Source organism: Haloarcula sp. CBA1129 (genome assembly GCF_008729015.1).
Classification (GTDB): Archaea; Halobacteriota; Halobacteria; order Halobacteriales; family Haloarculaceae; genus Haloarcula.
Genome location: NZ_RKSM01000001.1, coordinates 1,777,818 through 1,794,029, shown reverse-complemented (window position 1 = coordinate 1,794,029; position 16,212 = coordinate 1,777,818). Strand labels below are relative to the sequence as shown.

15 protein-coding genes are annotated in these 16,212 nt (G+C 56.5%); 5 read left to right on the top strand and 10 right to left on the bottom strand.

All coding sequences use genetic code 11. The features are described 5' to 3' along the window. The first annotated feature begins 153 nt into the window (after positions 1-153). On the top strand, positions 154-927 hold the full coding sequence (locus Har1129_RS08895; protein WP_191906266.1) for an IclR family transcriptional regulator: 774 nt from the start codon (positions 154-156) through the stop codon (positions 925-927). Between the two features lie 38 nt (positions 928-965). Here Har1129_RS08895 and Har1129_RS08890 read toward each other — a convergent pair whose 3' ends face one another. The 3 genes from Har1129_RS08890 to Har1129_RS08880 form a co-directional block, all read right to left on the bottom strand. Then, positions 966-2,372, bottom strand: a complete 1,407-nt coding sequence (locus tag Har1129_RS08890; RefSeq protein WP_151100332.1) for a four-carbon acid sugar kinase family protein — start codon at positions 2,370-2,372, stop codon at positions 966-968. Positions 2,373-2,400: 28 nt separating this feature from the next. Beyond that, positions 2,401-3,660: a ribulose-bisphosphate carboxylase large subunit family protein gene (locus tag Har1129_RS08885; protein WP_191906267.1), complete on the bottom strand. Its 1,260-nt coding sequence runs from the start codon at positions 3,658-3,660 to the stop codon at positions 2,401-2,403. Between the two features lie 73 nt (positions 3,661-3,733). Further along, positions 3,734-4,534: a hypothetical protein gene (locus tag Har1129_RS08880; protein WP_151100331.1), complete on the bottom strand. Its 801-nt coding sequence runs from the start codon at positions 4,532-4,534 to the stop codon at positions 3,734-3,736. An 85-nt stretch (positions 4,535-4,619) separates the two neighbouring features. On the opposite strand from Har1129_RS08880, the gene Har1129_RS08875 reads away from it, so the two are divergent. After that, positions 4,620-5,045 carry a VOC family protein gene (locus Har1129_RS08875; RefSeq protein WP_191906268.1) on the top strand — a complete coding sequence of 142 codons (426 nt, stop codon included), beginning with the start codon at positions 4,620-4,622 and terminating at the stop codon, positions 5,043-5,045. 199 nt (positions 5,046-5,244) lie between these two features. Here the strand turns inward: Har1129_RS08875 and Har1129_RS08870 are convergent, their stop codons facing one another. After that, positions 5,245-6,033, bottom strand: coding sequence for an SDR family oxidoreductase (locus Har1129_RS08870; RefSeq protein WP_151100329.1), 789 nt, complete (start codon positions 6,031-6,033; stop codon positions 5,245-5,247). 159 nt (positions 6,034-6,192) lie between these two features. On the opposite strand from Har1129_RS08870, the gene Har1129_RS08865 reads away from it, so the two are divergent. Further along, a complete protein-coding gene (locus Har1129_RS08865) occupies positions 6,193-6,954 on the top strand; it encodes an HpcH/HpaI aldolase/citrate lyase family protein (protein ID WP_151100328.1) in 762 nt (253 codons plus the stop codon). 82 nt (positions 6,955-7,036) lie between these two features. Here Har1129_RS08865 and Har1129_RS08860 read toward each other — a convergent pair whose 3' ends face one another. Genes Har1129_RS08860 through Har1129_RS08850 form a run of 3 tightly spaced genes read right to left on the bottom strand, consistent with a single transcriptional unit; the run spans position 7,037 to position 10,012 of the window. Continuing rightward, positions 7,037-8,344 carry a TRAP transporter large permease gene (locus tag Har1129_RS08860; protein WP_225307790.1) on the bottom strand — a complete coding sequence of 436 codons (1,308 nt, stop codon included), beginning with the start codon at positions 8,342-8,344 and terminating at the stop codon, positions 7,037-7,039. Next, on the bottom strand, positions 8,341-8,916 hold the full coding sequence (locus Har1129_RS08855; protein ID WP_151100327.1) for a TRAP transporter small permease: 576 nt from the start codon (positions 8,914-8,916) through the stop codon (positions 8,341-8,343). The genes Har1129_RS08860 and Har1129_RS08855 overlap by 4 nt, the downstream gene beginning before the upstream one ends. A gap of 25 nt (positions 8,917-8,941) precedes the next feature. Beyond that, positions 8,942-10,012, bottom strand: coding sequence for a TRAP transporter substrate-binding protein (locus Har1129_RS08850; RefSeq protein ID WP_151100326.1), 1,071 nt, complete (start codon positions 10,010-10,012; stop codon positions 8,942-8,944). 106 nt (positions 10,013-10,118) lie between these two features. Between Har1129_RS08850 and Har1129_RS08845 the strand changes: the two genes are divergently transcribed. After that, positions 10,119-10,559, top strand: a complete 441-nt coding sequence (locus Har1129_RS08845; protein WP_151100325.1) for a universal stress protein — start codon at positions 10,119-10,121, stop codon at positions 10,557-10,559. Positions 10,560-11,850: 1,291 nt separating this feature from the next. Next, the gene (locus tag Har1129_RS08840; protein ID WP_151100324.1) at positions 11,851-12,693 is read left to right on the top strand and encodes an aldo/keto reductase; all 843 of its coding nucleotides are present in this window, start codon (positions 11,851-11,853) and stop codon (positions 12,691-12,693) included. Between the two features lie 550 nt (positions 12,694-13,243). On the opposite strand, the gene Har1129_RS08835 is transcribed toward Har1129_RS08840, so the two are convergent. The 3 genes from Har1129_RS08835 to Har1129_RS08825 form a co-directional block, all read right to left on the bottom strand. Beyond that, complete coding sequence (locus Har1129_RS08835; RefSeq protein ID WP_151100323.1) at positions 13,244-14,470, bottom strand: phage integrase SAM-like domain-containing protein; 1,227 nt, start codon at positions 14,468-14,470, stop codon at positions 13,244-13,246. 276 nt (positions 14,471-14,746) lie between these two features. Next, positions 14,747-15,151, bottom strand: a complete 405-nt coding sequence (locus Har1129_RS08830) for a hypothetical protein (protein WP_095637938.1) — start codon at positions 15,149-15,151, stop codon at positions 14,747-14,749. Beyond that, positions 15,148-15,966 carry a ParA family protein gene (locus Har1129_RS08825; protein ID WP_074878686.1) on the bottom strand — a complete coding sequence of 273 codons (819 nt, stop codon included), beginning with the start codon at positions 15,964-15,966 and terminating at the stop codon, positions 15,148-15,150. Before Har1129_RS08825 ends, Har1129_RS08830 begins: the two co-directional genes overlap by 4 nt. Positions 15,967-16,212: the final 246 nt, after the last annotated feature.

Below are 16,212 nucleotides of genomic sequence, written 5' to 3'. Positions count from 1 at the left end.
GCGAGAGGCGATGGCGGTGGGAGCAACACTATTCTACTGTACATCGACTGTATGAGCCCCGGCCACCACGAGGTCCCTGGGGTAGTGTGTGGCACGTACTATCCGTATTCGAGCCGGCGACAACGTTTTGTGATAGAGGATCGCATTCCACATATGGCGACTGGCTCTAGCGAGAACCGAACTGTCCAAGCGACCGAGACGGCTTTCGACATCGTCGAGTTGCTCCAAGAGCAAGACGGAGCAAAGCTTCACGAAATCGCTACGGAACTTGACCTGGCGGACAGCACGGTGTATCACCATCTGAATACACTCATCGGCCGGCGATACGTCGTCCGAGAGGGTGATGTCTACTACCCGGGACTCGAGTTCCTCCAAGTTGGGGGACGAGCCAGAGAGCGGCGGCGGGCGTACCGCTTGTCAGAATCGTTCGTCCAATCGCTCGCGGAGGAGACAGGCGAACAAGTCCAGTTCATCGTCGAGGAGAACGGCTACGGATACCACGTTTACACCACAACCGGCGAACACGCGACGTCAATCGATACCCGTCCCGGGAAGCGGATCTACCTCCACGCGAACGCAACTGGGAAGGCGATTATGGCTTTCTATGAGCGGGAACGAGTCGAGGAGATCATCGACTCGGTGGGGCTTCCTGCACTCACCGAACACACAATCACAGACCGTGAGGAGCTGTTCGAAGAACTCGAAACGGTCCGCGAACGGGGCTATGCGTATAACTGGGAGGAACACGTAGAGGGCTACTGTGGCGTCGGAGTGCCAGTCCGGTTGGAGAGAGAAGTCTTGGGGGCACTTGCATTGGGCGGCCCCGTCGAGCGCGTCCGCAACGAGCAGTCCAGAGAGCGGTTGACACAGAGGGTCCGCGAGACGGTCAACGAAATGGAACTGGAACTGAAGTTCGACACGCCCTGACAGCCCGCCGACGTTTGATCGGTTACTGAGAAGAAACGTTATGTTCGCTTGGTCTGGTCGCGCTCGACACCACCGCGTTCGACGGCCCCAAAGTAGTCGAACTCGTCGTTTTCCGTGTGGACCTGTCCACCCTTGAGAGCGATCTCGAGGCCGTCAAAGGCTTCCTCGTCCGAGTACACACGACACAGCGGCCCTCCCGGAGCGACCGGCGCGACGGCCTCGAGAGCCTGAAGATTGAGCTGGGAGACGACGTGACTGCTGGTGTCGCCACCAGCGACACAGGCTCGATCAAGATCCGCGCGTTGGAGTACCTCGCGGAAGATGCGGCCCTGCTCACGCCCGAGATACGATTCGAGGCCTTCATCGATCCCGACCGCCTCGAACCGCTCTCGCGTCGCGTCTATCGCCGGGTCGTCTGGCCCTCGTGCCGAGTAGAGGACAACGCTTTCTCCGGCATCCAACGCGTCGAGAGCTGACTCCACCACTTCGTCGCGCGCTTCGGCTGCCTCGTCGGGGTCGACAAGCCGCTCGGTGTCGATAGAGACCAACTGGAAGCCGTGGTCACTCGCCCACTCAATCTGCGACGCCGTCTCTGCGGACGCGCTTCCAGACATGACGGCGATTCGATCTACCGGGTCTCGCTTGTCGAAGAACGACTCCGTCCGGTCTATCAGTCCGATCTCGTCCCAGTGACTGACGAGTGCGTGGTGCTCCAGTCCCGAAGAGCCGACAGCGAACAGTTGCCCCTGTGCATCGGTCGCCCGGTCCCACAGGAGATGCCCGATCCTGGCCAGATGGTCGCTATCCAGTGCATCGAGCACGACGATTTCGTCGTCTACCGCGGTCTCATCCACCGCCGACGCGAGGTCGGTGTATGATTCAAGGAACCGACGGTCAACGCCCCCGATCGGGCGGTCAGTCTGTTCCCCGAGATGCCGGCGGAGGTCACTCTCTCGCATCGGGGTGACCGGGTGATCTCGCATTGTCGGGTGACGGTCGATACGGTACATTTCTCCGCCTTGTTCCGCAAACAGGTTAGAGAATGCGACGAAGCGGCCGTGTGGGACTTCAGTTCCCTGTGAAACTGGGACGAACGGCGAATCGAAGACCTCCTGTGCAACGTCGATCGCGGTCCCGATACTCCCGACCTCAGGTGAGGAGTCGAAGGTTGAGCAGACCTTGTAATGGACGATCGGCGCGTCCAGATCTGCGAACCGTTCGAAAATGGATGGAAGCTCGGCCGTCATCTCCTCAGGAGTCATCGATCGACTTACGCCAGCGACGCCGACGGCGTCGAGATCGTCGAACCGCTCTAACTCGGCGGGGGTCGGGGGTTCCATGAAGAGTACCGCCCGGACGCCGTTGTCCGCGAGGCCCTCGAGGGCATCAGTTGATCCGGTGAAGTCGTCTCCGTAGAACGCCAGTAGTAGCTCTGTGTCTGTCATGGGTTCGGGTGGTGATTGATAGTTAGTATCATTTGTTTTCGTAGTGTTCGATGGCTGTTCGTAACTCCTCGTGTGTCTCTGCGTATTCTTCAAGCGGTACTCCCTGCATCGCCGCCTCCCAGGCCTGTTTGAGATGTGTGACACCGGCTCCCGGTCCGTCGGGATGACCGAGGATTCCGCCCCCGGCGAGGTACATGAGATCCGCGTTCCCGAGGACCTCGTACGTGTCTTGCACCTGGTCGGCCCACTGGCCCGAAGAGAAGACGGGCATCACCGGCTTTTGGCTGGCGATTGGTGTCTGGCACTCAGTTGCAGAGGCGATTACCGACTCGTCGGACTCGTAAAACTTACTCCGGATTCCACTCACGTGGAGGTGGTCAACGCCGGCGAGTCGCCAGAACTTCTGCCAAGCCTCGTAGCTGAACCCGAGCAGTGGACAGCGGGACAGCGCGCCCCAACCGTTCCGGTGTCCGTGGATCGGCAGGTCAGACTCCTCGCGGAGTCGCTTGACCCCGGCCAGTCCAACGCTCTGGAGGCTGACCATTAGACAGTTGCCGCCAGCGTCTTTCACCGCGTCGTGGCGACGCAGCATTTCGTCGACATCGCCGGTGACGTTACAGGCATACATCACCGTCTCGCCGGTCTCCGCTTCGTGGCGATTGATGACGTCCATCACTGCTTCAACGCGTTCCTCGACGGGAGAGTAGGGCGGCCCGGCGATGAGCTCATCGTCCTTGATGAAGTCGACACCGGCGTCGACCACGGTCTCGACTATTTTAGCCGTCTCATCGGGCGAGAGCCCGACACTCGGTTTGATGATCGTTCCTATAATCGGCCTATCTTTGATGCCGACGACCTCCCGTGTGCCCTCGATGCCGAACTGCGGGCCAGGCTGTGCCGCAGCGAATGACTCGGGAATCGAGAGGTCGATCAGCCGAACGCCCGAAAGCTCCTTCAGGACGAACAGGTTCCCCGCGACCATCGTCATGAGGTTCGGGAGTGATGTGCCGATGTTCTCCATTGGGTAGGACAACTGAGCCGTTGCTCGGGTGTACGAACCAGCGTCGCTGGAGTTGTCTGGAGTTTCGGCCCCAGGGAGGCTGGGCTCATCGACCGTCGCCCGCACTGTCACGTCTTCGACTCTGGCGCCATGGCGCTCGGTGAGGTCGTCCGTCTCGGTGGAGACATCGACGAAGGTCCCAGACGACTGCTCGTTGGCAATCGCTTCAGCCGCGTCGCTGGGAGCGTGTGGCGTCTCGATCAGGTACGTCGCTTGTATCCGTGGCATTGGTATGTTAATCCGCTTGTCCGGCTCCATTGTGGGCTGCATTTAGTGTCCGTCGAGGCTACGGTCATCCGTGTCACTTCTTCCCACGAACCCGATCGACGAAGTCTGAACAACTGTCTCCGGGCGAGATCCCGAGGTCTGCAGCGATATCGTTGACATGGCTGAGAATACCGTCTTCCAGCGCTGACGTGGAGTCGCCGATCTGTGCTGACTCGACGTCGACCGTGGCCGCAGGGATCCCGCGCTCGTTCATCGTTTCGATCCGACCGATGCCAGCATCGTCTTTCCCGACGCCCGCATCGAAGAGAGTAATTCCCGCAACGTCGGCCTGAATGTAGGAGTCGATCTCGCCGGCCAGGCGCTCGCCGTGGCTGCCCGTGACAGTGATCGCCCCCTCGTGCTCGTCGTTGATCAGGCCGATAGAGTCGAGTGTCCAGACGGGCGTGTCGCCGTCTCGAACCTTTTTTTGGGTCATCTCGTTCCCAACGTCCTCCCGAACTGGATCGCGTTCCGCGTCGGACATAGCCGCTGCGCACTCAACAGCGGACTGACCGACCTCGCAGCCACAGTCCGCCGCTGCGTCGTTAACGTGACTCACCACACCGCCTTCGACCATACTCAGGCCGTCGCCGATACGGGCGCTCTCATTGTTGACCGTCGCTGTCGGGAGTCCCAGATCGTCCAAGTATGGCAGTGACTGGATCCCGGCCTCGTTTTTACCGACGCCCGCGTCGTTGAATATGATTCCCCGCAGTCCTAATTGCGCGGCGTATCGTCCAGACGAGATACCGCCGTGACTGCCAGCGACGACAACTGCACCCTCGGAATCATCGGGTTGTGTGATACTATCGACTACTCTAATATCTCTGGGCATGACAGTGATTACCTCGACTACCTATTATATAATACTTTTGTTTCCCGGCAAAACCTATTTACCACCGTCGTGAGAGAGTATCAGTGTGTTCGAGCGAATACATCACATAGCGATACTTGCAGGTGGTATTGACGCCGATCTTGACGAGTATACTGCCGTCTACGAAGAGCACTTCGAGATGGAACGGTCCGAAATGGTCTATTTCGAAGAGGACAACTGCGAGGTAGCGCTCTACTCCGTCGGTGGGACGATCATCGAGTTTACCTCACCGACTGGTCCGAGTGGCTGGCACTACGAGCACCTCCAGGAACACGGTCCGGGGTTCTTCCACATCGCCTTCGAAGTAGACGACATCGAGCGCCGTCGGCAACAACTCGAGGAGCTTGGGTACAATTTCCTCGACGAAATCAGAGACGGAATCGACTGGAAAATCACGACACTCGATTATCACGACACGCCGCTGCCGATGCAGATCGTCGAAGACTCTCGCCGGATCGAAGATCGACAGTAGCTGTGATCGGGCGCTTTCTCTAGGCGAACGGGTTTCCGATTCCCACGACTGCAACTGGACTACCGTGTCCTAACCTCCTGTTTTCCGACATCCCGTATTCCGTCTTCGACTCCGCTCTGGATATCAAATTACGACTGAGCACGTCGACACAGTTACGGCAGTTGTCCACGCTATCTGTCCTCTACTCACCTCTGTGTTGTCAGTAGCCACCGCCCAGCGTCGTCGTGACGCCGCCGTCGACAGTCAGTGCCTCGCCACTGATGAAGCTAGCAAGCGGACTGACGAGGTACAGGACGGTATTGGCCACGTCTTGGGGCTGCCCGATCCGTCCGAGGGGTGTCTTCTGTCTGTGCTCCTCCTCGGACTCGTTGTCGATCAGGTCAAGGTCTTCGTCAGTCATGCTCGTCTTGATCATGCTCGGGTGGACAGAGTTCACACGAATGTCTGATCCGCCGAGTCGATCCGCAAGAGCCCGAGTCATTGACTCAACAGCACCCTTGGATGTCGTGTATCGCACCCCGTCCCCACGACCGATGAAGGAGGTGACGCTGGACATGTTGACGATCGTCCCGTTCCGGTCCGCATCGATCATACTTTTCGCAGCTTCCTGGGATCCAAAGAAGACACCCTTCACGTTGATGTCCATAATCCGGTCGAACTCTTCCTCCGTCGTCTCTAGGAAGTCGTCGCTCTGGGTGATGCCGGCATTATTGACCATGATGGAGACGCCGCCCAGGTCATCGGCCGTTGAGACTGCCTTCTGGAGGTCTTCGATACTTGCAACGTTGCATTCGACGTATTCGGCCTCCTGATGGTACTCGTCCCTGATTTTCTCGTGCGTTGGAGTCCCTCCCTCACGAGGGTCGGGCTGCAGATCAGCAACAACGACGTTCGCACCGTATTCGGCGAGTGTGAGACTGATTGCGCGCCCGTTACCGCTGGCGCCACCCGTTACTATCGCTACGTCATCCGCTAACCAATCGGTCATACTTACACCCAGAAATTTCTGAGCCACCTATATAATAGTACCGGCGAAGCGTCCGGCGTGATACATGATTGTCGAACGACGCAACTCCGGGCACGGTCTCGAAGACAACGGAGCTCACCAGTGAGAAACGTTTTATCGCTGGTAACGCTACTTCCGAGCATGGCAGACAGCCAGCAGCGGTTCCTCGACCAAGACGAATCATCAACGGGTACGTGGATCTCGATCGGTCATCCGGCGGTCGCCGAGATCTGTTCGCAAGGGTATGACTTCGTCGTCATCGACTTGGAGCACACGGCGATGAGTCTCGAAACGCTCGAAAACATGCTCCGGGCGGTTGACAGAGATGTGGCGCCCATCGTGCGGGTCCCGACCAACGATCCAGTCTGGATCAAGCGCGTCCTCGATCTGGGCGTCGCCGGCCTCATGATTCCGAGAGTCGAAACCCGTGAACAGGCAGAACAGGCTGTCGAGGCGATGCAGTACCCGCCAAACGGTGATCGGGGTGTAGCGCCCGCACGGGCCTCCGACTACGGCCGGACGTTCGGCGAGTATTACAAACACGCCGATGACGAGCTCACGACGATCCTGCAAATCGAGACCGAACTCGGTGCGTCGAACGCCGCCGAAATCGTCTCCGTCGACGGTGTTGACGCGGTGATCGTGGGACACGGAGATCTGTCTGCGTCGCTCGACGTGTTCGGCCAGTGGGAAAGCGAGACGTTCGAATCCACCCTAAATTCGATCGTGACGACAGTGCATGACGCTGGAAAGCAGGTCGGCATGTTGGCCACAGATGAGGAGAGCATCGAGCGGTGGACCGGCGCTGGTATCGACTTCCTGATCGCGGGGGCAGACATCGCCTATCTCGCGGAGGGGAGCGATTTGGCACGCGAGAAACACGAGACACTCACCGAAGAGTAGCACATCGGACAACTGGACTGTTTTTGACGCCGCGACGGACCATCGAACACTAATTATACGACGTAGGCTGGAGAAAATCGGGCTACGCGAGCCCGAAGTATCGGGGGACAGAGAGGACTATCGAGGGGAAGACGACGAGGAGTACCAGTGCAACTAACAAGGGAATGTAATAGGGAATGATTCCCTGGATGATCTCCTCGATTTCCAGATCGGTCACCCGTTCGAGCGCAAACAAGACGACACCGAAGGGCGGCGAGATCAATCCGATCATCAGTGCGACCATCATCACGATGCCGAAGTGAATCGGATCGATGCCGATCTGGGGCAGCACCGGCGCGACAATCGGCACGACGATCAGGATGATAGCGATCGTCTCCATGAAGGTGCCGAGGATGAGGAAGAAGAGGGAGAACAAGAGTAGGATGAATGTTGGGTCGGTCGACAGGGTTAGCAGGCCCTCGGTGAGAATTGACGGCAGCCCCGAGATGGTGAGCACAAAGCCATAGACGTTCGCGAAGGCAATGATGAGCGTCAGTACTGCAGTGTCCTCGAACGTATCTCCAAGGATCGACCGGAACGTGCCCCAATCAAGGTTCCGATAGAACAAGACACCGAGGAGTATTGCGTAGATCCCAGCGACGGCGGCCGCTTCGGTTGGGGTGAATATGCCCAGAGCGATACCGCCGATAATAATCGCTGGCGCAACCAGACCGGGGATTGCTCTGACGCTAGATTCAGCAAGCTTGCGGAGGTTGAAGGGGCTCATGTCCGCCCTGCCGCTCCTGAGCGCCCCGACAGTGATGAACACCATCAGGCCAAGTCCCATCAGTAACCCGGGGAGAATTCCGCCCAGGAAGAGGGCTCCGATCGACACCTGCGCTGTCACGCCGTAGACGATTATGGGAATGCTCGGTGGGATGATCGGACCGATAGTCGAGGACGCACCAGTGATCCCCGCCGCAGTCGGACCGTCGTACCCGCGACTCGTCATCGCCTCGTACTCGATGGAGCCCAGGCCGGCGGCGTCGGCCACCGCCGCGCCACTCATCCCTGAGAAGATGATACTGACCACGACGTTCACGTGTCCGAGACCGCCTGGCAACGGCCGCACGAGCGCCTCGGCGAAATCGAAGATGTCGTCGGTCAGCCCGATGTTGTTCATCATCCGTCCCGCAAAGAGGAAAAACGGAATCGCAAGCAGCGTGAAGCTGTTCAGCGAGCCGAACATTCGGTTGGCGAACGTCTCGACAGTCCAGGATGGACCGAGGCCCGACAGCATCACCAACACCGACACGAGTCCCAGCGCGAACGCCACGTGGACGCCGATCAGATAGAAGACCAGCAGCGGTATCACGAACAGTAGTATCAACAGGACCGGTTCGGGAATCATCGTTCCTCCCGGTCATGTTCTTCTGTGGTCTCCTCGACATCTCCCACGGGATGGTCTTTGGCGCCGGGTTCCGAGAGGCCAGGAACCCACATTGTCACCATCTTTTCGACGATGAACACGATACAGAGCGCGAACGCGATTGCCAGGTAGATCATCAGGTACCCGACCCGCAGCCAGCCGACCGTGGGAAGCGACTGAACGAGCGTCTGCTCAATGACGCTCACGGCGGACCAGATACCGATGCCACACATCGCGATGACTAGGAGATTAGAGAACGTTGTGAGGTACTTCTGGAGCGAGTCTGTCAGCATCCGCAGTAGCGGCCGAATCGAGATATGGCTGCCGCGGCGCATCGCGTAGGGGATACCGGTCAGAGTCATTATCACTAGTAGGTACCGAGCGATTTCAGTCGTCCAGACGGCCCCGTAGTCGGTCGGGAGAACGCGCATGATGATCTGGAAAGCGACGACGACGCCCATCGCACCGAGGACGAGTTGCCCCAGGCTTCCCAGGGCATTCTCCAGCCGCTGCATGAGCGTTCTGATTGCCGAATCGGGGGTTTGTTCGGTCATACCCGTAGTATTGTTACGACCATTGTCAGGCTAACGATTGGACATCCTCGAGGCTCGGCTTCCACCGATTAGCGAAGAACTCCTCCAACTGCGGTTGTGCGGCGCTTCGGAACGCATCCTGATCCACGTCTTCGCTGGAGACGACGGTAACGTCGTGTTCTTCCTGAACCATGGTAAGCAGTTCCTCCGCGGCGCTTCGGGTCTCCTCGTTCGCCCACTGGATTGCCTCGTCGAGGGACTCCTGCATCGCCTGCTGTTCCGACTCGTCGAGACCCTGCCACGTATCCTCATTGAGCACCCAGTTCTGGGTCTGGAGGAGGTGGTCTGTCTGCGAGAAGTGCGATTGGACCTCAAAGAGACTCGAATCGACGAATTGCGCTATCGGCCCTTCCGACGCGTCCACGACGCCGGTCTGGAGAGCCTGGTACAGTTCGTCGTACGGCACTGGGGTCGCTTGCGCACCGATTTCTTCCCAGCTCTGGACCCACGTTTCGAACTCCGGAAGCCGCATCTTGACGCCTTCGATATCTGCGGGAGCAGCCACCGCCTTGTTCGCAGTCGTCCCACGGAGCCCGCGGAACGCCGCCCCGAGGATTCGCTGGTTAGCCTGCTCTATCAGTTGGCTGTTGAACCCATCTTCGCCGTAGACGTATTCGTCCATGAGCGCTTGGAAGTGCTCCCATCCCTCCGCCACGAACGGAGCTTCCAGGAACCCGTATTCGCGGCCGTACGACGACGTGAGTGCGGTCATCGCCACGCCATGCCCGGCGATACTCCCAGAGGAGGTGGCACTCATATGGTCTTCTTCGCCACCGATACTCACGTAATTGAGTGCCAGGCTGCCGTCCGTTTGCTCCTTCAGATTGTCGCTCCACCGATTGAGCAACTGCACCTGTGGGTGCTCCTGACCGAACGTCGCAGCGATATCGAGTGTCTCCGCTGCGGAGTCACCGCCCGATTGACCATTCGTATCGTTCTGGCCATCAGTAGCTGCACCGCCATCAGATGAGCCGCTACAGCCCGCAAGGGAGCCAACTCCGATGGTTGCTATACCTCCAACTGCCTTCAGGACTGACCGCCGATTGCTGTGAGACATTCTGCAATATAGACCGTTACGTTCATTGTATTTATACCTTTGGTGGCAAGGCAGTCTCAACCGGTCGAGGGACAAATGATATTACAGTGGACCCTCAAGTGAGAGTATGGTTATCGTAGCAGCAGTCGATAGCTCAGAGCGTTCGTCCTACGTACTGGATCAAGCAGCGACCCTGGCGAAGCGCTTCGACGAACCCGTTCACGCGATCCATGTCATGACGCGTTCGGAGGCAATCAATGCAGAGACATCGAGTATCACCTCAGACGACGCTATCGAAATCGAGGAATTACGTGCGACAGCCGCGCAAGTCGCATCGGATGCCCTCGAAGACCAACCAGATGACGTCGAAACCGAAGCTGTCGGCCGTATCGGTGATCCGGCCACTGAAATCGTGGAGTACGCAAATGAACACGACACCCAATACATCGTTGTCAGTCCGCGCCGACGGTCCCAGACTGGGAAAATCATCTTCGGGAGCGTCGCACAGTCGATCCTTCTTGATGCGACCTGCCCAGTCGTGTCCGTGACCGACGAATCGAGTCGGTAGGCCACACAACGAGTATCGTTTGATTGGATTGAAATAACGCCGTTTCCAAGAACCAAACAGTATCATACAGCGGTGGAAACCACCACTCAGTTAATCGGTAGGAACTCTTCGTCCCACTCTCGAATGTTTGAATCACTGTATCGCAGAGACTGCACAATCGAGCGAGAGTTCTCAATGATAAATGAGATAGCGTTTGCAGCGCCTTCCTCAACGAAGTACTGCGAGACACGCGCTCATTCCAACGGGTAATAGCTACCTTGTCCGGCGAACAATCGCCAGAAGCCGTTTCGCGTATCGTGAATATTCCCTATCCATATTCTTATCGTCTGACCGGTGTTTCGGAAATAATGTCCATACGTCATTATACGAACGTCGACTTTCAGGAGAGAGAATATCCATGATAAAATATGTAGCTGATTCGCCCCTCTTTCACGTCTCGCTAGATCATCTACACTCACAGCGGGCTGAACTAACTTCGCTGATGACCTATCGAAGAGGACGGAGACCGCTCGTTTTCGACCATTTCGAATTCTGGTCCTCCTGTGAATAATAATCGTACGGCCGTTATACAATGTGGATTGGTAACAATGATATAACCTGGAGCGACACCTGTTCTAACTCCGCACAACAGTCATTACGAGTTGCGTCTCTATAGTCACAACTATAACAACAGTACGCATGTTATTTATGAAGACTAGCGATACGCTAAAGCGGGCGGTCGATACTCATTGAAATGAGTACATTCGTTTCTGTTAGCCTTCGATGAGCCAATGTACCGTCCCAGCACTGCCTTTTTGGCATTCTCATCCCGCCAGTATCAGCCAAGAACCAAAACTAGTTCTCTCCATCTATTATGGGTTCTTTTTTACTAATATAGGGGGTAGAGCCATTCATCTAGACAGTTTGAAATATAGCTAGTTTGGCATTGTTTCTCTCTTAATGTCAGTAGTTGATACTCTGATCGTCTCTTGTCTGAAGCCTGATACAGTCATATATCGTTGCAGTGCAGCTGAAGCCATGACATGATGACAGCGAACACCCTGATCATGACTAACGTGCTTCTCAAGTCGTTTTCGCAGAGACGCATCACTCAAGACAACAGTTGCACCGAATGAACCGGAATCCGCAGACTTCGTTATTCGCGGAGATGACTATCCCAGCAGGTCCGAGCGATCAGTGTTGCTCACCAGCTACCACGAGTCAACTCACCGGAATCTGTGATCTGTGGCCAGTCAGATGGCGATCTTGTCGAGTTACTAAGATTTAAATAACTGTAACATGAGCTTAATGTATGTCTGCTATCCCAACGAGAACGCTGACAAATGGCGATCAGATTCCGGTAATTGGCGCTGGCACGTGGGATCTATCCGGCGAAACAGTAAAGCAGTCAGTCCGCTGTGCTCTGGAGACTGGATATACCCACGTAGACACAGCTGAAGGGTACAAGAACGAAGCCGAAATTGGTGAGATACTCGCAGAGTACGACCGTGATGAAATATTTATCACATCAAAGGTCCTCCCGAAACACCTCAATTACGGGTCAGTCTTTGAGGCGTGTCGAGACTCTATTCGAAAACTCGACGTTGAGTACCTCGATCTCTACCTCATCCACTGGCCAAACCCAACTATCTCAATTCGGGAGACTTGGAGCGCATTGGAACAACTCGTCGAACAAGGATACGTGAAAAATATCGGTGTGTCTAATTTCTCAGGGTATCAACTATCAGCATTACAACATATTGCTGACATCCCTGTCGCGGTAAACCAGATCGAATATAATCCCCTCTACGCCCGATCCGAACTACTCGAGTACTGTCACACTACGGATGTCGTCGTTGAGGCCGCTGCCCCGTTCGGCAGGGGGAAAGTTTTCGATCATCAAACCGTTCGAGAAATCGCTGAGAAACACAATAGGTCTCCCGCACAGGTCGCACTCCGGTGGGCAATAGAAAATGATATCGTCGTTCTCCCGAAATCCAGGTCGCCGGATCACATCCGGTCGAATTTCAACCTGTTCGATTGGGAACTCGACACAACAGACCATGAGAAGATTGACGGAATCGAGGTGTCTGATCCTGCTTACGATTCTGTTGACCGGGATTGGACGAGAGATACGTATGGGATTCCGAAATAAGTTATCAGATATGGCTCTGGATCTTATCTCATGACGGAACTCTCACTGGCTTGAGACCGCCGTCTTTATTCGACTCACTGAATCGGTTGATCTGCTCTCATTCTTTTCACTCCAGAAAGAGCGTGTCGTACAATAGTTCTCACCCGGAATATTTCGTGTATTCCCACCTAGAAAGAAGCTAAAATCTAGTGTCCCTCTGTATCACACGTTAGATGGGCTCGTCAGAATCACGGTGTAGAGGGTATGAGATACATTCTATGACATGCTGCAAGAAATAGAGTCAGCAATCAGGGATAGGAACTACCGATATTTAGTGGACGTACTATTGGCACTGTCGAGTTAGAAGCCGAGATTCATTGGTTAGAACGCGGTGACCAAGCTAAGATCCAAGAGACGGATGATTACTAACTTTCTTTTGGACTCGATGGTACCGAGTATATCGGCTTAGACCTGAGATTCCTCGAGAACTCGGCGTTTGAATTAGTGGTGGACCCATCTAGCCATTCAAATCCGGTGGCCCGATATCCTAGAATCAGATTAACCTAGTCCCTCATCGATCAATTTCGTTGAGTGCTTCTGTTGCCACATCTCCAAGTTCGCCGGCCTCGATATGCGAATATCGTTCACGAACCATCTCCTCCGAATTGTCCAGATACCGGGCGGCGACGGTATATCCGAATGCCCGAACGAGAACTTCACCCATCCCACGCCGGCCGCCGTGGGGCGCCAGATAGTCGTGTTTCGGATGGTCGATGTCGATCTCTGCGGCCTCCGAGAGCCGTTGGAGAATCGACCGTGCGCCGTCTGTCGTGATCGACGGCGGCCGAATGTCCTTATCGAGCGCCAGCAGTAGGTCGCGAGCGTATCCTTCACGACGTTCAGTAATTGCTTCTGGGCATTTCCCTTGGTCGGCGAACTCTTCCTGAACGAGCCCTGCGAGCGTCCGTTGGTCGAACGTCGAAAACACGGGCCAGCGCTCCGTCGGTGGGTCCATCAGCTGGCGATAGCTTCGCAGCGGAGAAATCACCGGGTCGGGGAGACTCGCAGCGTCCCATTGCTGTTTCTTCCGGTAGACGTCCATACTCCCGTCGTCAAGGGAGAGATCCTCCCAGCGGACGCCACGCCGTCGCGGGTCGTTCGGATCCTGAAGTAGTTCCCCAACGCGGACAGCTGTGTACGCAAGGACGAACACCAGAGCCCGGTCACGAGCCGACTTTAATGCGGCGTAGCGTGCTCGCTCCTTGTCGAAAGAGGCAGTATCCTCCGAGAGTGTCGTGTACGCCTCGATGGCCTCGCAAGCCTGTTCGTCGACGTGGCGGGTGAGGGCGTGGCGCTGTTCGGACGTCCAGGCCTGCTGGTCACCGGGCTTGCGGCCGTCGTCCTCCGGTAGCGGCGCCATCGCACTCGCCCGCTGGGCGTAATGCGCTTCGAGATACCCCTCGTTGACACACCAGCCACACCACGCAGAGATATAGCGGTAATAGGTTTGTACCGTGTTCTGCTTGAGTCCCCGATCTCCACCGAGATGCCGGGCGTACTCCCGGAAGACGCGTTCGTCGAGATCGTCGAAGGTCGGCTCGCGGTCAAGGTGGTCGGGGACAATCCCAGTCCAGTCGTCGTCGCCGCGGTCGCCAGCGGCCCACCTGGCGAACCGCTCGAGTTCGCGTGCAGCGTTGCGTCGATAGTTTCCGCCGTCGCCACCGCGGCCTTTTCCCTTGTCCTGGAGGTAGCGATCGAAGCTGTCGTCGAGCGGCGTCGAAAGCGCTCGGTCAGGCATTCACCTGCCCTCCACCGTCCTGCGAGCGCGGTCTCGGTACCTCTACCCTGGGGGAAGCGCCGTCGTGAGTCGGTTTGAGCATTCGTGCTTCACCGACGGCGGCGGGGTACTTCAAAGTGGTCGTGATTACGAGCATAATCAGGACCACTTTCTGTTTTCGAACCTTCGGGAGAATTCGGGAGTCTAGAGTCTCTTACCGTCGGAATTCCGCACTACAGGATATTGTATATCGTATATCGCTATACAAAATCTCGGGCCTCGCTCTGCGCGAGGTCATTAGTCGCCGAGTTCCGAGAGCCGAGTCTGGATTTCCTCGGCATCTGCCTCAGAGAGCGCCTCAACACCGAACTGAACGAGTAGCGGGTAGAAGTGGCGGTTCTTCTTAAACTCGTCCTGACCCGCCTTGCGGAGCTTCAGCTGGGACTCGAGGTAGGTGTCCTCCATCTCGTCGAGGACATCGTCGGGAATGTAGATCGTCCGCCCGTTCCACTCGTCCTTGATGTTCGTCTTCGTTTTGCTCGTTTCGTTCGTTTCACTCGTTGAAGTCGATTCGGTCGTTTCGGTCGATGAACTGGTTTCCACCGTTTCACTCACCTCACTCGTTTCGCTGGATTCGACCTCATCGTCCTCCTCTTCGTAGTTGCCCTCGATGCCGGAAGCATCGCCCCAGCCGTCGGTCATGCTTCCACCTCCTCAGGTGCGGTCTTCTCAAACGTCTCGTCGAACAGGTCGGCGATCTCGTTGAACAAGTCGCGTGCATCCTCGACGCGCTGGTTCTCCTTGCCGAAGCCGAAGACGGACACACCCTCGCCAATCGACTGAGAGAGGTCGGTCCGCTTCGGGATCTCGAACACCGGGAGGGAGTACGCCGACTTGATCTCCTCGATGGTGTCGCGATGTTCGGCGTTCTGCTCGACACGGTTACAGACAATCGCGAGCCGATTGATGTCTCCGTACGCCTGTTCGAGCGAACTCAGCTGCTTTGCGAAAATCTGGAGGCTGTTGGCGTTGAGCTTCTCGGGAATAACGGGGATCACGACGTTGCCGGTCGCGACGAGGGCGTTGTCGGTGAGGACGTTCAGAGATGGCGGCGTGTCGACGATGATGTAGTCGTAGTCCTTGTCGAGCTCGTCCAGAGTCATCTCCAGCCGCTCGCGACTCTTCGGCGCCTCAAGCAGCGTCTGGATGTTCTTGTTGTTCGCGAGCTTTTCGCTGGCGGGAAGGATGTCGAATTCCTCGTGCTCGACGATGATGTCGTTCACCGACTCCATCTGATCGAAGTCGAGAACGTCGAACAGCGTTGTGCGGTCGGTATCGTAGTACAGATCGTTGTAGCCAAGCGAGCAGGTGAGCCCTCCGTGGTAGTCGATATCGACCAGGAGGACGTCGTGGCCTCGCGCAGAGAGTGCGCCACCAGTATGAATGACGTCGGTTGTCTTCCCCGCGCCTCCCTTCTGGTTCGCTACCGTGATTCGTGCGGTATTGGTGTCGGTCATTAGCTTCGTTTTTCTCGTTATGTTCGTTTCGTTCGTTTTGGTCGTTTAGTTCGGTGCGTTCGGTGAGGGTGTTTCACTCGGTGGGAGGATTACTACGATGTTAAAACCAACTGTTCGTTCCACTCGTTGAAGGAGTTTCGTTCATTTTCATCATATTGTTCGTTTCTCTCGTTTCCCTCGTTTCGTTCACCGAGCACTCTGTATTCCAGCGTCGGTTCGGCTCGTTCCAGTAAATTCATTCATTAC

What these genes read in the sequence shown, in the direction of transcription:
- Har1129_RS08895 (WP_191906266.1), top strand. Translation starts at nt 154, where the DNA reads ATGGCGACTGGCTCTAGCGAGAACCGAACTGTCCAAGCGACCGAGACG.
- Har1129_RS08890 (WP_151100332.1), bottom strand. Translation starts at nt 2,372, where the DNA reads ATGACAGACACAGAGCTACTACTGGCGTTCTACGGAGACGACTTCACC.
- Har1129_RS08885 (WP_191906267.1), bottom strand. Translation starts at nt 3,660, where the DNA reads ATGCCACGGATACAAGCGACGTACCTGATCGAGACGCCACACGCTCCC.
- Har1129_RS08880 (WP_151100331.1), bottom strand. Translation starts at nt 4,534, where the DNA reads ATGCCCAGAGATATTAGAGTAGTCGATAGTATCACACAACCCGATGAT.
- Har1129_RS08870 (WP_151100329.1), bottom strand. Translation starts at nt 6,033, where the DNA reads ATGACCGATTGGTTAGCGGATGACGTAGCGATAGTAACGGGTGGCGCC.
- Har1129_RS08865 (WP_151100328.1), top strand. Translation starts at nt 6,193, where the DNA reads ATGGCAGACAGCCAGCAGCGGTTCCTCGACCAAGACGAATCATCAACG.
- Har1129_RS08860 (WP_225307790.1), bottom strand. Translation starts at nt 8,344, where the DNA reads ATGATTCCCGAACCGGTCCTGTTGATACTACTGTTCGTGATACCGCTG.
- Har1129_RS08855 (WP_151100327.1), bottom strand. Translation starts at nt 8,916, where the DNA reads ATGACCGAACAAACCCCCGATTCGGCAATCAGAACGCTCATGCAGCGG.
- Har1129_RS08850 (WP_151100326.1), bottom strand. Translation starts at nt 10,012, where the DNA reads ATGTCTCACAGCAATCGGCGGTCAGTCCTGAAGGCAGTTGGAGGTATA.
- Har1129_RS08845 (WP_151100325.1), top strand. Translation starts at nt 10,119, where the DNA reads ATGGTTATCGTAGCAGCAGTCGATAGCTCAGAGCGTTCGTCCTACGTA.
- Har1129_RS08840 (WP_151100324.1), top strand. Translation starts at nt 11,851, where the DNA reads ATGTCTGCTATCCCAACGAGAACGCTGACAAATGGCGATCAGATTCCG.
- Har1129_RS08835 (WP_151100323.1), bottom strand. Translation starts at nt 14,470, where the DNA reads ATGCCTGACCGAGCGCTTTCGACGCCGCTCGACGACAGCTTCGATCGC.
- Har1129_RS08830 (WP_095637938.1), bottom strand. Translation starts at nt 15,151, where the DNA reads ATGACCGACGGCTGGGGCGATGCTTCCGGCATCGAGGGCAACTACGAA.
- Har1129_RS08825 (WP_074878686.1), bottom strand. Translation starts at nt 15,966, where the DNA reads ATGACCGACACCAATACCGCACGAATCACGGTAGCGAACCAGAAGGGA.